We start from the raw sequence: 16,393 nt of genomic DNA, 5'->3' as shown, positions 1-16,393 counted from the left end.
GCGGCGCTGCCGGGCGACGCAAGGAAGTCCCCCTAGGGGACCGGGCCCGCGAGCGCAATCCGGACGAAGAATTTCACCCGTGGCGCGGACACCGTCCGAGCTGCGCCAGGAAAAGCTTGCCAGACCGGCAGGCCGGCCAAGGCAATTGAGAGAGGGTACGTCATGCTGATTTCCCAGATCCTCGACGAGGCGGAGACCATCCGCGTCGTCGCCCGCAACGGGGGCAAGACCAGAATCATCAACGGCGCCCGCAGCGTCTATTCGCTGGCGATGGAGGCCGCGCGCACCGGCACCGGGCTTGTCGCCCTCATCGAGCGCAAGGGTTTTGGTGAAGCGGTCGACCTCGATGCCGCCTACAAGAAGGGGCGGCTGTTGTCGCCGATCAACCATCCCGACCCGGCGCATCTCCACCTCACCGGCACCGGGCTGACACATCTCGGCTCCGCCGCGACCCGCGATTCCATGCACAAGAAGCTCAGCAGCGACGGCGAGGAGCAGCTCACCGATTCCATGAAGATGTTCCGCATGGGGCTGGAGGGCGGCAAGCCGGCCAAGGGCCAGACCGGCGTGCAGCCGGAATGGTTCTACAAGGGCAACGGCACCATGGCAGTGGCGCCCGGTGCGGCACTTCTGTCGCCCGCCTTCGCCGAGGATGCCGGCGAGGAGCCGGAAGTCGCCGGCATCTATGTCATCGGCGACGACGGCGTCCCGTTCCGCGTGGGCTTCACGCTGTCAAACGAGTTTTCCGATCACGTCACCGAGCGCGTGAACTATCTTTTCCTCGCGCATTCCAAGCTGCGCAACGCTTCGTTCGGACCGGAGATCCTGATCGGCGAGCTGCCGTCCGACGTCAGGGGTTCCTCGCGCATCCTCCGCGACGGCCAGTTGCTGTGGGAAAAACCGTTCCTGTCGGGCGAGGCGAACATGTCGCACACCATCGCCAATCTCGAACATCACCACTTCAAATATTCGGCCTTCCGCCAGCCGGGCGACGTGCATGTGCACATGTTCGGCACGGCGACACTGTCCTTCGCCGACGGCGTCAGGACCGAGGCCGGCGACGTCTTCGAGATCGAGGCCAAGGATTTCGGCCTGCCGCTGCGCAACCCGCTTGAAATCGAGCAGCCGGTGAAGGTGGCGGTCAAGGCGCTTTGACGGCGTGATCTCCCCCCTTGAGGGGGAGATGTCGCCGAGGGCGACAGAGGGGGTCGTCTCGCGTGGAGCGCCAGCCCCCTGCATCTGCGATAAAGAGAGCCGGGCCCGGCCGGACCGACCCCCTCTGGCCTGCCGGCCATCTCCCCCTCAAGGGGGGAGATTGGCAGCTTCGACCTCTCAATAAATGTCGAAGTCGAAATATTTGGCCTGGATCTTCTTGTAGGTGCCGTCTGCGACGATCGCGTCGATTGCGGCGTTGAGCTTTTCGCGCAGCGCATTGTCTTCCTGGCGCACGGCGATACCGGCTTCGGTCTCCGTGCCCTTCACGTCGCCGACCATCTTGCAGCAGTCGTCGCTCGACTTCTTCATCCAGTCCATCAGCACGAATTTGTCTGAAAGGACGGCATCGAGACGGCCGTTCATCAGGTCGGCGACCGCCTCCTCCTGGGTTGGATAGAGCTTCGCCTCGGCGCCGGCCTTGCCATAGACATCCTGGGCATAGTCGGCCTGGGTGGTCGAAGCCTGGGCGCCGACTGTCTTGCCGGCGAGTGCCGCCGGTTCGGTCGAGGCAATATCGCTGTCCTTCAAGGCCACCAGCGAAAGCGGCGTCGTATAATATTTGTTGGTGAAGGAGACCTGCTTCTTGCGCTCCTCGGTAATGCTCATGGACGCGATGATGGCGTCGAACTTTTTGGCCTGGAGCGCCGGGATCATGCCGTCCCAGTCCTGCGTGACAAGTTCGCATTCGACCTTCATCTGAGCGCAAAGCGCATTGGTGATGTCGATGTCGAAGCCGACGAGCTTGCCATCCGCGGTGATGGTGTTGAACGGCGGATAGGCGCCTTCAGTGGCGATCTTCAACTTTTCCTGTGCTTGCGCCGACAGGGACCCGACTGACATCGCCAGCATGACGGCTGTTGCCGCCGATGCGATCCATCTTGAAATTTGCATTTTTTGTTCCCCTTGTTCCAACCGTATTGACGGCTAAGACAGCCAAGCACGACCCGTAAGGTCAGGCAAGCATGGTCTGATCATAGTGGGCGATCAGCGCGCGGCGCGAAAATGCTTGGACAGTTTCAGGCCCTGCGCCTGATAGTTCGAGCCGAGATCTGTGCCGTAGAGCGCCTGCGGCCGCTTCAGCATGTGCTCGTAGACCAGCCGTCCGACGATCTGGCCGTGGTCGAGGATGAACGGCACTTCGTGGCTGCGCACTTCGAGCACGGCCCGGCTGCCGGTGCCGCCCGAGGCCGAATGGCCGAAACCCGGATCGAAGAAACCGGCATAGTGGACGCGGAATTCGCCGACCAGCGGATCGAAGGGCGTCATCTCGGCGGCATAGAGCGGCGGCACATGCACCGCTTCCTGGCTGACGAGGATATAAAATTCGTCCGGATCGAGCACCAGTTCGCCGGCGCCGCTCTTGTAGAGCGGGTCCCAGAAATCGACGACATCCTGCGCGGCGCGCTTGTCGACATCGACCAGGCCGGTGTGGTGCTTGCCGCGGTAGCCGACCAGCCCGTCCTTGTCGCCATCGAGGTCGATCGACAGTGCGATGCCGCCGCCGGAAATGTTCGGCGGCTCGGTGGCGACGAGCGTCTCGGCACGGTGCAATTCGTGCAGCTCGCTTTCCGACAAAAGCGCGTTGCCGGTGCGGAACCGGATCTGCGACAGCCGCGAGCCGGCGCGGACGACGATCGGAAAGGTGCGCGGGCTGACTTCGAGATAGAGCGGGCCGTTGTAGCCGGCAGCGATCTTGTCGAACTCGTGGCCGCGATCGGTCATCACGCGGGTGAAGATGTCGAGCCGCCCGGTCGAGCTTTTTGGGTTGGCCGAGGCGGAAATGTTTGCCGGAAGCGCCAGGCTCTCGAGCAGCGGCACGATATAGACGCAGCCCGTCTCCAGCACCGCACCATCGGTGAGATTGATTTCGTGCAGCTTCAGGCGGTCGAGTTTTTCAGCAACCCTGTGGTTGGGGCCGGGCAGGAAGGAGGCGCGCACCCGCCAGGCTTTGTCGCCAAGCCTGAGGTCCAGGCTGGCCGGCTGGACCTGGTCGGCGTCGAGCGCGCGCGGCGACTTCAGCGCGCCCGACTGGTACAGCGCGGAAATATCCTGATCCGGAAGAATGCCTGTCTGCCGCAAAGTCTGGCTCCGCTCGAAGGCCGGGCGTGGTCTCGTCTTGTCGCAGGTTCTTGCCGTGGAACCCGCTGGTACAAACCTCTTAATCATGCCGGCAATTGACGCAAGCGCGGTGCAGGTCTAAAGGATCGTTATCCCGTGGTGATTTGGCCGGTCGGCTTGCAGCCACGTTAAACAAGTCGCTAAAGGACCGTCGGGCCGAAAGGCCGTACGACCGGTTGCGACTTTCGCGGCCGGTTTTTTTGTGTTTGGACCATTTTTTGTGTTTGGAACAAGGTGATGACGAGCAACACGCGCAACTGGAAGCCTCAGACCGCCCTCGTGCATGCAGGAACGCTGCGTTCCGGCTTCGGCGAAACCTCCGAGGCGATGTATCTCACGCAAGGCTATGTCTACGACACGGCGCAGGCGGCGGAAGCCCGCTTCAAGGGCGAGGAACCGGGCTTCATCTATTCGCGCTATGCCAATCCGACGGTCGACATGTTCGAGAAGCGCATGTGTGCGCTGGAAGGTGCCGAAGATGCCCGCGCCACCGCATCCGGCATGGCGGCGGTGGCGGCGGCGTTGCTGTGCAGTGCCCGGGCCGGCGACCACATCGTGGCGGCGCGCGCGCTGTTCGGCTCCTGCCGCTGGGTGGTCGAGACGCTGGCGCCGAAATACGGCATCGAGGCGACGCTGGTCGACGGCACCGACATCGCCAATTGGGAAAAGGCGGTCAGGCCCAACACCAAGTTGTTCTTCCTTGAAAGCCCGACCAATCCAACGCTGGAGGTCGTCGACATCGCAGCCGTAGCCTCGCTTGCCGATTCGATCGGCGCGCGGCTGATCGTCGACAACGTCTTTGCCACGCCCTTGCAGCAGAAGCCGTTGCAACTCGGCGCCCATATCGTCGTCTATTCGGCGACCAAGCACATCGACGGCCAGGGGCGCTGCCTCGGCGGCATCATCCTGTCGGACAAGAAGTGGATCGACGAGAATTTGCACGACTACTTCCGCCACACCGGTCCCAGCCTCTCGCCCTTCAATGCCTGGACGCTGCTGAAGGGCCTGGAGACGCTGCCGCTGCGCGTGCGCCAGCAGACGGAAAGTGCCGGCCGGATCGCGGACTTCCTCGCCGAGCGATCGGAAATTGTCCGCGTCATCTATCCCGGCCGCGCCGATCACCCGCAGGCGGCGATCGTCAAGAAGCAGATGTCGGGCGGCTCGACGCTGATCTGCCTCGACGTCAAGGGAGGCAAGCAGGCGGCCTTCGCCTTCCAGAACGCGCTCGATGTCGTGCTGATCTCCAACAATCTCGGTGACGCCAAGAGCCTGATCACCCATCCGGCGACGACGACACACAAGAATCTGAGCGACGAGGCGCGGGCCGAACTTGGCATCGGGCCAGGCACGCTCAGGCTGTCCGTCGGACTGGAGGACACTGACGACCTGCTCGAAGACATCGAGCAGGCCTTGAAAGCCGCCAGGTAGGGATACGCGCCGAACTGCTGCGCTCTGATCTGTCAAAGCAGGCGCGGTCAGGCGCCCGACGGCGTCTCTTCCAATTCCGCAACGGCGCTGGTTTGGATGGTCATCGTGTTGCCGCGCCAGTCGACGGCACCGCTGAGCCAGCCGCGCACCCAGATGGCGGGAAGCATCACGTCCCGCGCAACCATCGCCGGGATCATGCGCAGCGACAGGTGCCAGCCCTTGGCCGAGGCGAGAGCGCATTCCGGCAGATAGGCGACTATCAGCACCGCGATGGCGGTAGCCGGCAGGCTGAAACCGGCGCCTGCTGCCGCAACCAGCGCAAGCACCAGCGGCGGCGCCGCTCCGATCAGGATCTCGGGCGCGAAAAACAGTGGGAAGGTGACGCGACGCAGGCGTGCCCAGCGGGCCTGGCGCGACCAGATTTCGCCAAATGTGCGCAAGCCGAGCGGCTGTTCGAAGGGCGCGGCAACGAGGTTGACGCGCAGTCCGAGCCCGTTGACCAGCTTGGTCGCGGCGGCATCCTCTGCAATCTCGGCGGCAAGCGCACGGATGCCGCCATTGGCGTCGAGCAATGGCTTGTTCCACAGCATGCTCTTGCCCTGGGCGAAACCGAGGCCGAGCGCCTCGCCGGTATATTGCCAGCGCGCCTGCAGCGTGTTGAGGAAAGCGCATTCGACCTCCGCCCAGAACCCGTCCGGCCGCGAGCCGATCGGCGTCGAGCAGACGAGGCCGGTGTCCTGCCGCCATGCCGTCATCAGATGCTGGACATAGTCCCTCGGCATCAGGACGTTGGAATCGGCAAGGATGACCCAGTGGTGGCGCGCGGCCTCCCAGGCCTTCACGCAATTGTTGAGTTTCGGATTGCCGCTGATGCGGTCGTCGCCGACCAGCAGCCGGGCCGGCACGGCCGGAAAGCGGGCGATCGCATCGGTGATCGGCCCGACCACCGGGTCGTCGGCATGGGCGACGCAGAAGATGAGCTCATAGTGCGGCCAGTCGAGCGAGAAGGCGCGCTCGAGCGTCTCCTCGGTAAACGGCTCGACGCCGCGCGACGGCACGACGATCGACACCGGCGGCGCCTTGGCGGCTGGCGGCGTGATCCTGCCAGGCCGCTTCAGCTTCAACGAAGCGAGCAGGATGCTGGCGAGATTGACAACAAGCAGAGCTATGGAAAGCAAGGCGGCTGTGACTGTCAATTCCATCAATATCTGGTCGCTCCAGAAAAAAACCGGCCGTATGAAAGCCGTTTTCAACAGTTCGACAGAATGCTGAGTCGCCCGGCCCTGCACACCATCCCCGGCCCTGCACACCATCATTGTCACGTGTCACTTAAATGACATTGTTGTTCGGCACCTGCGCTTAACAAATTCGGGCAACGATGGCAGACACCGAGGGGACGCACCCCATTGACCGAACTGCGGAGAGGGTCGAATGTTCCGTCTGCATAGTGTGGAGTGATTTATGTACAGCGCCGTCACGCGCGACATCGAAGTGCAGGTCAGGCCGTTCTATCTGGAAGATCGCTCCGACCCGTCGGAGAACCGCTATGTCTGGGGCTACCAGGTGACCATCGACAACCAGTCGGATGAATTCGTGCAGCTTCTGTCGCGCTACTGGCAGATCACCGACGGCACCGGCCGGGTCGAGGAGGTGCGCGGCGCCGGCGTTGTCGGCGACCAGCCTGAACTCAATCCCGGCGATAGTTATCAGTATACGTCTGGCTGCCCACTCTCGACGCCATCCGGCATCATGGTCGGCCACTACACGATGCGCAATAAGCGGGGTGAGACGTTCGACGTCGCCATCCCCGCCTTTTCGCTCGACCTGCCGGGCACGCGGCGGACGGTGAACTGAGAGAGATAGATGGCCGGAAGGTCGTGCTGCCCCTCATCCGCCTGCCGGCACCTTCTCCCCGTATAGTGAACGGGGAAAAGGGAACCCATCTATCTATCAACTGGACAACCTGTCGCAACGCTGGTGCCCCCTCTCCCCGTTCTTCACGGGGAGACGGTAAGGGTGAGGGGCAGCGCCAACGCTTCGTCAGTGATTTCAATTCTATTGAGCCGCAGCAAATTCCGCCGGGTCGAAGTCATATTGCTTCGAGCAGAATTCGCAGGCGACGTGAATGCCGCCATCCTCGGTGCTGTCCCTGATCTCGTCGGCGGAGAAGCCTCCGAGAATGCCGCGGATCTTCTCCCTGGAGCATGAGCACTGGTCGGCTACCGGCACGCCGCCGAAGACGCGCACGCCGTGCTCGTGGAACAGCCGGTAAAGCAACCGCTCGGCGCCGATCGTCGGGTCGATCAGTTCCGTCGGCTCGATGGTGCCAAGCAACGCGAGCAGTTCCTGCCAAGAATTGTCGGCCGGATCATGGATCTCCTCGCGCGGATCGCCGTCGCCACCCGGAAGGTCGGGCACGCGCATGCGTTCGGGCGATTGCGGCAGGAACTGCGCCAGGATGCCGCCGGCGCGCCATTGCTCGCGGGCACCGCCGATGCCGGGCGTCAACAGCTTGGCCACCGAAAGCCTGAGATCGGTCGGGATCTGCTCCGACTGCCGGAAATAGGTGCGCGCGGCCTCCTCGAGCGTCTCGCCGTCGAGCTGGACGATGCCCTGATAGCGCTGCGTGTGGGCGCCCTGGTCGATGGTCAGCGCCAGGACACCGCTGCCAAGCAGCGTCCGCTGCGAGGTCTCGCCGGCAGACGTCAGTGCCTCCAGCCGGTCGGCGTCGAAGCGGGCATAGGCGCGCAGCGCATGCGGCGTGGAAAAATCCGCCACCAGCATGTCGACCGGCCCGTCGGTGCGGGTCTGCAGGATGAACTTGCCTTCGAATTTGAGCGAAGTGCCGAGCAGCACCGTCAGCACGCAAGCTTCCGCCAGCAGGCGGGCGACCGGCTCGGGATAGTCATGCCGACCGAGGATCGCGTCGAGCATCGGCCCGAGCTGGACGGTACGGCCGCGCACGTCGAGCGGGCCGACCTCGAAAGGCACGACATGATCGTCGCCGGCGTAGCCGAATTCGCCGAGTTTGGGTTGATGTTCAGCCAATTGACGGGTTTCCAACATGACAAAGCTCCGGGGCGCGGCGATGCCGCCCTCCGGGGCGCATGCGTCGAAACGCGCTCGATTTGCGTGATGCGCCTGAGATAGGCATCACGCACTCCCGGATCAAGGCGGCCGGGATAACGGCGGCCCGGATCACGGTGACCCGGATCAAGCGCCGAGGCACCAGGCCAAAACCGCCTTCTGCGCGTGGAGCCGGTTCTCGGCCTCGTCGAACACCACCGAATGCGGGCCGTCGATGACTTCGTCGGTGACCTCCTCGCCGCGATGCGCCGGCAGGCAGTGCATGAACAAGGCGTCGGACTTTGCCTTCGCCATCAGTGCCGCATTGACCTGATAGGGTGAGAAGACATTGTGGCCGCGAGCACGGTGCTCCTGGCCCATCGACACCCAGCAATCGGTAACGACACAGTCGGCCTCCTGGACGGCCTCCTCGGGCGAGCGGGTGAAGTTCAACTTGCCGCCATGCGCCCTCGACCAGTCGACATGCTTCTGCGCCGGCTCGCTGCCTTCCGGCACGGCGACGTTGAGGTTGAAGCGGAACCGCGCCGAGGCCTCCAGCAGTGAATGCAGCACGTTGTTGCCGTCGCCGGTCCAGGCGATCGTCTTGCCGGCGACCGGGCCGCGATGCTCCTCGAAGGTCATGATGTCGGCCATCAGCTGGCAGGGATGGGTATCGTCGGTCAGCCCGTTGATGACGGGGACGGTGGCGTTCTCGGTCAGTTCCAGCAGCCGGTCATGCGATGTGGTGCGGATCATGATCGCGTCGACATAGCGCGACAGCACCTTGGCCGTGTCGGCGATGGTTTCGGAGCGGCCGAGTTGCATCTCGGCGCCGGTCAGCATGATGGTCTCGCCGCCGAGCTGACGCATGCCGACGTCGAAGGACACGCGCGTGCGCGTCGACGGCTTGTCGAAGATCATCGCCAGCACCTTGCCTTCAAGCGGTTTTGTCCGCTCGCCAGCCTTGAGCCTTGCCTTTCGCACGACGGCATCGTCCAGCATAAGGCGCAGATCGCCCTCGGAAACGGCGGAAAGATCGGTGAAATGGCGAAGGCTCATGTGGGTCTTCCGACTGTTATTTCGCCGCAGCCGCGGCGATGGCGTCCGACAGGCCCCGGGCGCCGGCGCGGATGCGGTCGAGCGCCTCATGGATCTCGGCGTCGGTGACGGTGAGCGGCGGCAGCAGGCGAAGAACGTTGTCGCCGGCAGGAACCGCCAGCAGATGCTGGTCGCGCAATGCCATATTCACCTTGGTGTTGGGCGCGGCGCATTTCAGGCCGAGCATCAGGCCGCTGCCTCTGATGTCTTCGATGACATCGGGAAATTCGTCGGCGACGCCCGCCAGCCCCTGCTTCAGCAGCAACGCCTTGCGCTGCACATCCTCCAGAAACCCGTCTTCCAGCACGACGTCGAGCACGGCGTTGCCGACCGCCATCGCCAGCGGATTGCCGCCGAAAGTGGTGCCGTGCACGCCGGCGGTCATGCCGACGGCGGCCTCGTCGGTGGCAAGGCAGGCGCCCACCGGGAAGCCGCCGCCGATGCCCTTGGCAACGGCCATGATGTCGGGCGTGACGCCAGCCCATTCATGCGCGAACAGTTTTCCAGTGCGGCCGATGCCGCACTGGACCTCGTCGAAGATCAGCAGCAGATCATGCTGTTCGCAGAGCTGCCTCAACCGCTTCAGCGACTGTGTCGGCACCGGGCGAATACCGCCCTCGCCCTGCACCGGCTCGATCAGGATCGCGGCGGTCTCTGATGTGATCGCCTTTTCGACGGCCTCGATGTCGTCGAAACCGACCTGGTCGAAACCTTCGACCTTGGGGCCGAAACCTTCCAGGTATTTGTACTGGCCGCCGGCGGCGATGGTCGCCAGCGTGCGGCCATGAAAAGCGCCTTCGAAGGTGACGATGCGAAAGCGCTCGGGATGGCCCTTGACGAAATGGTAGCGCCGCGCCGTCTTGATGGCGCATTCCAGCGCCTCGGCGCCGGAATTGGTGAAGAACACCTTGTCGGCGAAGGTTGCGTCGGCCAGCCGCTCGCCCAGACGGCTCTGCCCCGGAATCTCGTAGAGGTTGGAGACATGCCAGAGCTTGGCCGCCTGCTCGGTGAGTGCCGAGACCAGATGCGGATGGCTGTGGCCCAGCGAATTCACGGCAACGCCGCCGCCAAAATCGAGATATCGCTCGCCCTTGTCGGTGACCAGCCAGGTGCCTTCCCCATGGTCGAAGGCCAGGGGCGCGCGGGTAAAGGTCTCGAAAAGCGCCGAACCGCTCATTATATGCGTCTCCGGAACCGGAAAATCAAAAAGCCGCCAAAGCGGCGGCCTGTGCGGCTTATCGTGTTTTTCGGCCATGAAGTCAACGAAAACGTCGCGCAAGGACGCGCGGCAAGCTTTCCAGCGAGACGCCGGCTCATCAGCGACCGGGCAAGTTGGGGAAAACCGAAAAAACCGATTCGTGTTGGCCTTCGGACTCTTGTCACCGAGTCAGCGCATAAGGTACTTATAGGTCGAGAAATAACTAGATTTCGTGCGGCGGACCTAATCACCCGATATATGTGGTGTCTGCCCGGCGGAAGCCGGATCGTGGAAGGATTCCGATCGCCGCACATTTCAGCAGGAGCGCGGTCTCATGAATTGGACTGACGAGCGGGTCGAACTTCTTAGAAAATTGTGGTCGGAGGGGCTGAGCGCCAGCCAGATCGCCGCACAGCTTGGGGGTGTCAGCCGCAATGCCGTCATCGGCAAGGTGCATCGGCTGAAACTGTCGGGCCGCGGACGCGCGACTGCCACGCCGGCACGCCAGAAGAAGAGCGTGCAGGGATCGAGCGTGCAGAAATCGGTGTCGCGGGCCGCGAGCACTGCGCGGCATATCACCACGTCGATCGGCGCGACCGCGCTGCAGGCGCAATTCGACGCCGTACCGGTGACGCGTCATTATGTCCGTCCGGTCGAGAACGTCGTCGTGCCGATCTCGCGGCATCTGCAGCTCGTCGAATTGACCGAGCGGACATGCAAATGGCCGAATGGCGATCCGCTTTCGGAGGAGTTCCATTTCTGCGGCAACGACGCGGCCGAAACCGGACCCTATTGCAAGTATCACGCCCGCGTTGCGTTTCAGCCCGCTTCGGAGCGGCGGCGCAGTAGGTAGGGGAGTAAGGGAGTGAGGGAGTACGGCAGTACATATGGGGTGAACTGCAAAAGACTGCGCTCGTGAGGCGCCATCTTTCCCTACTGCCCTACTGCCCTACTGCCCTACTGCCCTACTGCCCTACTGCCCTACTGCCCTACTGCCCTACTGCTCTACTGCTCTACTGCTCTACTGCTCTACTGCTCTACTGCCCTACTCTTCACAGCCAGCCGCTCTTGCGGAAGCGCCAGTAGAGAACCGAGCAGACCAAAATAATCGCTCCCAGAACGACCGGGTAGCCATATTCCATCCTAAGTTCCGGCATGTCGTTGAAGTTCATGCCGTAGATGCCTGCGAGCGCCGTCGGCACCGCCAGGATTGCAGCCCATGAGGCGAGCTTCTTGGTGATCGCCGTTTCCTGGCTCTGGCCAACCAGGAGGCTCGCCTCGAAGGCAAATGCGAGCACCTCCCGCAAGCTGTCGATCTTCTCCTGGACGGTGCGGATGTGGTCGGTGACGTCGCGGAACAGCGGGTGCATGGCCGCATGGATCTGCGGCAGGTCGGCGCTGGTCAACCGGCGGCAGACTTCCACCAGCGGCAGCGCGGCGTTGCGCAGGCGCAAGAGATCGCGGCGCAGCATGTAGAGCCGCTCTATGTCGGAGCCGGTCATCGGCTTCAGCAGAACCCTGTCCTCGATCGCCTCGACCTCGTCCTCGATCTGCTCGAGCACCGGCATGTAGTTGTCGACGATGAAATCGAGAATGGCATAGAGGACGAAATCCTCGCCTTTGGCTAGCGAATGCGGGCAGCTTTCCCAATGCTGGCGAACGGCGGCATAAGAAGTCGACGGACCGTGCCTGACGCTGACGATGTAGCCGGCGCCGACGAACAGATGCGTCTCGCCGAAGGTGACGCGCCTGTCGATCAGTTGAGCCGTGCGGGCAACGATGAACAACGCATCGCCATATTGCTCGATCTTCGGCCGCTGATGCGGATGCTCGGCGTCCTCGATCGCCAGATCGTGCAGGTGGAATTGTGCCTGGACACGAAGCAACAGGTCGCGGTCCGGCTCCAGCAGGCCGATCCAGACGACATGACCTGGCTTCTTGGCCCATTCGCCGGCTTCCTCGATCGGAATGTCGGCGACACGCCGGCCGGCGGTATAGACGCTGGAAGCGACGATGGCCGATGTCGGCGGGGCCGGCGTCAGGTTCCGAACGGTTTCCATCGCTACCTCCTGGAGGCATGGCCTCGGGTCAGGATCAGGAACGTTCGGTAAAGCTTAGCCTAAATCAGCAATGGGTTCGAGAGGCAGCCGCTCACTTCGCCGGTAGCGTTGCGGGAAGCACAATCTTGTCTGTCTTGTCGCCCTTCGGCCGCTCGGCCGGCATCTGGTCGCCGGTGACGATGTAGTAGATCGTCTCGGCGATATTGGTGGCGTGGTCGCCGATCCGCTCGATGTTCTTGGCGCAGAACAGCAGGTGCGTGCAGGGCGTGATGTTGCGCGGATCTTCCATCATGTAGGTCAGCAACTCGCGAAACAGCGAGGTGTACACGGCGTCGATCTGATCGTCGCGGTCACGCACGAAGCCGATCTTTTCCACCGAGCGCGACGCGTAGACGTCGAGCACTTCCTTGAGCTGCGTCAACGCCAGGTCCGCCAAAGCCTCGATGCCGCGGAACAGGCTGGTCGGCTGGCGCCCTTCTATGACGGCAACCACGCGCTTGGCGACATTCTTGCCGAGGTCGCCGACCCGCTCGAGATCCGCCGAGATGCGGATCGCGCCGACGATCTCGCGCAAATCCGTCGCCATCGGCTGGCGCTTGGCGATGATGATGATCGCCTTGTCGTCGATCTCGCGCTGCCCCTGGTCCAGAACGGCATCGTCGCGGATGACCTTCTGGGCAAGGCCAGGGTCGGCGTTGACCAGGGCCGCAATCGCCTGTTCGACCATGCGTTCGGCATGCCCGCCCATCGCGGCAATGCGCTTCGACAGATATTTCAGCTCCTCGTCATAGGCGCTGACGATGTGCACGGACTGCATGGAGATGCCTTCCCGGGTCTTCTGGTCCGAGTCGTTCCTCGAATCCCCGCTGATACGCTAGCCGGATGACAGAAAAAAGAAAGCGATAGAGCGACGTGCGTCCACTAGGCCACAGAGTAGGCTCTAAAGTCCTGTATCCACGCATCCGGTGGTCCTAAAGTCTTCCGGTACTCGGGCCGGCGCGTGCTTAGATAGTGAGGTGTCAGTGCACCGGCAAATGCACCGTGAAAGCTGCGCCGTTGCCGACCTCCGACTTGATCGACAGCCTGGCGTTGTGGCGCGTCAGGATATGCTTGACGATGGACAGGCCAAGGCCGGTGCCCTTCTGGGTTCGGCTGTTTTCGACATCGACGCGGTAGAAACGTTCGGTGATGCGCGGGATGTGCTCCTCGGGAATGCCGGGGCCAAAGTCCCGGATGGTGATGTCGATGCCCGGTTCGGGACCGTCATCGCTGTGGGCAATCGTCACCACGACACGTCCACCCGACTGTCCATATTTGCAGGCGTTTTCCAGCAGATTTTCGAAAACCTGGAAAAGTTCATCGCGATCCCCCGCCACATTGAGTGGTCCTTTCGCGAAATCCCGCTCGATGGCAACGCCGTTTTCCCGCGCAAGCGGACCCAGCGAATCGATGACGCTGTCGAGGGTCTGGCGGAGATCGACCTCGGTTCCCGGCTGCAGATAGGGTTTCATCTCCAGCCGCGAAAGTGACAGCAGGTCGTCGATCAGGCGCGCCATGCGGCCGGTCTGGTTGTGCATGATCTGCAGGAACTGCTCGCGCGCCGCCGGGTCGTTGCGGGCCGGGCCGCGCAGCGTCTCGATGAAACCGGAGATCGAGGCGAGCGGAGTTCGCAGCTCATGGCTGGCATTGGCGATGAAGTCGGCCCGCATCCGGTCGATGCGGCGCGCCTCGCTCTGGTCCTTGAAGACCAGCACATAGAGGTCGGTGCCGTGGCCGACCGAAGATGCACTTACGCGATAGGCCCGTTCGACCGGCAGCTTTTCGGTATATTCGACGACGTCCGAAGCGGCGCCTGACAGGATACTGTCCAGCAGGGCCTGCATCTCGGGCGCGCGGAATTTCAGCGACAGCGACATGCCCGGTGCAATGCCGCCGAAGGCGGCGAAGGCGGCGGCGTTGGCATGGACAATCGTCGCGGCGCGATCGAAGATGATCAGCGGATCGGCAACGGCAGCCGCCAGATATTCTCCCGACAGCTGTTGCAGCCCGCCTGCCTCGATCGCCGCGGCATCCTCCGCGGATTGGCGCGCTACGCCGGCCGGCAGCATCGCGGCGGCGAGCAGCAGCACAGCACATGCCAGCAGCACAACATGGAAGGACATGTCTGCGAAACCATAGACCGTCAAGATCGCGACGATGCCGGTCGCAAGCAGCCAGCGGCTGTTCCACAACCGGGTGACGACGACTTGCGCCGTGGTTCGCTGTTCTGCGCCGCCCATATCAGCCATTGTCAGCCACTGTCAGCCATTCGCGCGCACTATGCCTCCGTCCCCACCCCGACCGGCAGGTTGGAAACTTCCCGCTGACCGGCGCTATCACTAATCTGCTGCATCGTTCCTTTCGAAAATCGATTCCGATTTTCGGGCCGATGCAGTAAGGCTCCCAATAGCATGAGTCCGGAAGCTGGAAAGGTTGGTCTCGATGAAAAACCCCAAGGAAGATGCCGCCGCGCCTGTTCCGGGTCCGCAAAAGATCCGGATCAACGGCAAGGAGTTCGAGTTCGACATCGAGGATCCCAAGCTTCCGGACTGGATCGAGGACAACAAGCTGACCGCCGGCGGCTACCCCTACGACAAGAAAATGAAAAGCGACGAGTATGACGAGACGCTCGAGCGGCTGCAGATCGAGTTGGTCAAGGCGCAGGCATGGCTGCAATCGACGGGCAAGCGGGTGATGTCGCTGTTCGAAGGACGCGATGCCGCCGGCAAGGGCGGCACAATCTTCGCGCTGCGCCAGTACATGAACCCCAGGACAGCGCGCAACGTGGCGCTGACCAAGCCTAGCCCAACCGAAATCGGGCAATGGTATTTCCAGCGCTATGTCGCGCACTTTCCGACATCCGGCGAGTTCGTCACCTTCGACCGCTCCTGGTACAATCGAGCCGGCGTCGAGCCGGTCATGGGCTTCTGCACGCCGGAGCAGCATCAGAGATTCCTGGACGAGACGCCGTATTTTGAACGGATGATCTGCAACGAGGGCATCCATTTCTTCAAATTCTGGCTGAACATCGGTCGGGAAACACAGCTTGAGCGGTTTCACGATCGCCGCTGGAGTCCTTTGAAGAACTGGAAATTCTCGCCGATCGATATTGCCGGCATCGCCAAATGGGACGATTACACCAAGGCGCGCGATCTCATGTTCGAACGCACGCATAAGGAATTCGCGCCCTGGATCATCATCCAGGCCAACGACAAGCGGCGCGCGCGACTTGCCATCATCCGGCGCATCCTGTTGTCGCTTCCCTATGACGGCCGCGATCTCGACGCCATCGGCAAGGAAGACAAGAAAATCATCGGGGAAGGGCCTTCGTTCCTGGGAAGACAGGCCTGAAGCGCTGCCGCGCGCCCCCAAGGACGCGCGGCACGATTCCGGATATTTTTGTCATTCTGCCGAATGACGTCTCATGCCGCCAGCCGGGCAATCCGCTGCAGCCGCCGCAGTGTGGTATCGTCCTGCAAAGCCTGCTGAAACAGCGAAATCTCCTGGTCGATGCGATCGCAGAGTGCGCCTGTGTCGCCCTTGAGCAGGTCGCGCGTCTGCAGCAGTGCGGCAACCGGCTTCTTGGCGAGTTGCCTGGCTCTGCCAAGTGCGGCTTCCTCGACGTCGCCGACCACGATCTCCGTGACCAGGCCCAGCATCCTGGCGTCCGCGGCACTGAGCGTGTCGCCCAGGCAGAAGAAGCGGAAAGCGCCGGCATAACCGAGTTTCTGCGGCGCCAGGATGCTGGTCGCCGCGTCCGGCACGAGGCCGAAATCGACGAACGGCACCCGGAACGTGCTTTCGTCAGATGCGATCACCATGTCGCAATGGAACAGGATGGTGCAGCCGACACCGACGGCGTCGCCGTCGACACAGGCAAGGACCGGTTTGGGGAACGTCGCCAACATGCGGAACATGTCGGTGACGGCAGCGATCAACCGTTGATGCTTGGTGGCGTCGAGGAACTCGGAGAAATCGCCGCCGAGGCAGAAGCAGCCGGCGAGGCCGCGCAGCACCACGACGCGCACATCATCGTCGATTGCAGCTTCGTGGAAGATCCTGGCCAGGCTTTCATAGGCTCGCCCGTCCAGCACCGGCCGGCCGTCATCCGACGACACCGTGACGATCAACGAATGATTGCGGAACTCTGTTTGCGGGTGGATGTTCATGG

The 16,393-nt window shown here is 62.9% G+C and carries 15 protein-coding genes and 1 riboswitch; of the genes, 5 read left to right on the top strand and 10 right to left on the bottom strand.

Features of this window, described 5'->3' with window-relative positions; all coding sequences use genetic code 11:
• Window positions 1-162: 162 nt before the first annotated feature.
• Window positions 163-1,155: an AraD1 family protein gene (gene araD1, locus X738_RS71605; protein WP_023802192.1), complete on the top strand. Its 993-nt coding sequence runs from the start codon at window positions 163-165 to the stop codon at window positions 1,153-1,155.
• Window positions 1,156-1,332: 177 nt separating this feature from the next.
• Here araD1 and X738_RS71600 read toward each other — a convergent pair whose 3' ends face one another.
• Both X738_RS71600 and X738_RS71595 read right to left on the bottom strand, forming a co-directional pair.
• The gene (locus X738_RS71600) at window positions 1,333-2,106 is read right to left on the bottom strand and encodes an ABC transporter substrate-binding protein (protein ID WP_023802191.1); all 774 of its coding nucleotides are present in this window, start codon (window positions 2,104-2,106) and stop codon (window positions 1,333-1,335) included.
• A 93-nt stretch (window positions 2,107-2,199) separates the two neighbouring features.
• Entirely contained in the window at window positions 2,200-3,294 is a 1,095-nt protein-coding gene (locus X738_RS71595; protein WP_023802190.1) for a 2'-deoxycytidine 5'-triphosphate deaminase, read from the bottom strand.
• A gap of 125 nt (window positions 3,295-3,419) precedes the next feature.
• Window positions 3,420-3,497, top strand: a riboswitch (SAM riboswitch).
• Window positions 3,498-3,570: 73 nt separating this feature from the next.
• Here X738_RS71595 and X738_RS71590 point away from each other — a divergent pair.
• Window positions 3,571-4,761: an O-succinylhomoserine sulfhydrylase gene (locus X738_RS71590; RefSeq protein WP_023802189.1), complete on the top strand. Its 1,191-nt coding sequence runs from the start codon at window positions 3,571-3,573 to the stop codon at window positions 4,759-4,761.
• Window positions 4,762-4,808: 47 nt separating this feature from the next.
• Here the strand turns inward: X738_RS71590 and X738_RS71585 are convergent, their stop codons facing one another.
• Window positions 4,809-5,963 (bottom strand): ceramide glucosyltransferase, encoded by a 1,155-nt coding sequence (locus tag X738_RS71585; RefSeq protein WP_023802188.1) that lies wholly within the window; start codon window positions 5,961-5,963, stop codon window positions 4,809-4,811.
• 259 nt (window positions 5,964-6,222) lie between these two features.
• On the opposite strand from X738_RS71585, the gene apaG reads away from it, so the two are divergent.
• Window positions 6,223-6,615: a Co2+/Mg2+ efflux protein ApaG gene (gene apaG / locus X738_RS71580; protein ID WP_023802187.1), complete on the top strand. Its 393-nt coding sequence runs from the start codon at window positions 6,223-6,225 to the stop codon at window positions 6,613-6,615.
• Between the two features lie 201 nt (window positions 6,616-6,816).
• Here apaG and X738_RS71575 read toward each other — a convergent pair whose 3' ends face one another.
• From X738_RS71575 to X738_RS71565, 3 genes are all read right to left on the bottom strand, one after another.
• Window positions 6,817-7,827 (bottom strand): Hsp33 family molecular chaperone, encoded by a 1,011-nt coding sequence (locus X738_RS71575; RefSeq protein ID WP_023802186.1) that lies wholly within the window; start codon window positions 7,825-7,827, stop codon window positions 6,817-6,819.
• Window positions 7,828-7,974: 147 nt separating this feature from the next.
• Window positions 7,975-8,886 carry an ornithine carbamoyltransferase gene (gene argF / locus X738_RS71570; protein WP_023802185.1) on the bottom strand — a complete coding sequence of 304 codons (912 nt, stop codon included), beginning with the start codon at window positions 8,884-8,886 and terminating at the stop codon, window positions 7,975-7,977.
• 16 nt (window positions 8,887-8,902) lie between these two features.
• Window positions 8,903-10,102 (bottom strand): aspartate aminotransferase family protein, encoded by a 1,200-nt coding sequence (locus tag X738_RS71565; protein WP_023802184.1) that lies wholly within the window; start codon window positions 10,100-10,102, stop codon window positions 8,903-8,905.
• A gap of 355 nt (window positions 10,103-10,457) precedes the next feature.
• Between X738_RS71565 and X738_RS71560 the strand changes: the two genes are divergently transcribed.
• Window positions 10,458-10,976, top strand: a complete 519-nt coding sequence (locus X738_RS71560; protein ID WP_023802183.1) for a GcrA family cell cycle regulator — start codon at window positions 10,458-10,460, stop codon at window positions 10,974-10,976.
• 199 nt (window positions 10,977-11,175) lie between these two features.
• Here the strand turns inward: X738_RS71560 and X738_RS71555 are convergent, their stop codons facing one another.
• The 3 genes from X738_RS71555 to X738_RS71545 form a co-directional block, all read right to left on the bottom strand.
• Window positions 11,176-12,183, bottom strand: coding sequence for a magnesium and cobalt transport protein CorA (locus X738_RS71555; RefSeq protein ID WP_023802182.1), 1,008 nt, complete (start codon window positions 12,181-12,183; stop codon window positions 11,176-11,178).
• 91 nt (window positions 12,184-12,274) lie between these two features.
• On the bottom strand, window positions 12,275-13,000 hold the full coding sequence (phoU, locus tag X738_RS71550) for a phosphate signaling complex protein PhoU (RefSeq protein ID WP_023802181.1): 726 nt from the start codon (window positions 12,998-13,000) through the stop codon (window positions 12,275-12,277).
• A gap of 202 nt (window positions 13,001-13,202) precedes the next feature.
• Complete coding sequence (locus tag X738_RS71545; protein ID WP_023802180.1) at window positions 13,203-14,471, bottom strand: sensor histidine kinase; 1,269 nt, start codon at window positions 14,469-14,471, stop codon at window positions 13,203-13,205.
• 193 nt (window positions 14,472-14,664) lie between these two features.
• Between X738_RS71545 and ppk2 the strand changes: the two genes are divergently transcribed.
• Entirely contained in the window at window positions 14,665-15,573 is a 909-nt protein-coding gene (gene ppk2, locus X738_RS71540) for a polyphosphate kinase 2 (RefSeq protein WP_023802179.1), read from the top strand.
• Window positions 15,574-15,644: 71 nt separating this feature from the next.
• Here ppk2 and X738_RS71535 read toward each other — a convergent pair whose 3' ends face one another.
• A complete protein-coding gene (locus X738_RS71535; protein WP_023802178.1) occupies window positions 15,645-16,391 on the bottom strand; it encodes an enoyl-CoA hydratase-related protein in 747 nt (248 codons plus the stop codon).
• Window positions 16,392-16,393 lie beyond the last annotated feature (2 nt).

This window comes from Mesorhizobium sp. L48C026A00 (assembly GCF_000502375.1).
GTDB lineage: Bacteria > Pseudomonadota > Alphaproteobacteria > Rhizobiales > Rhizobiaceae > Mesorhizobium > Mesorhizobium muleiense.
This window is presented reverse-complemented; position numbering and strand designations above follow the sequence as displayed.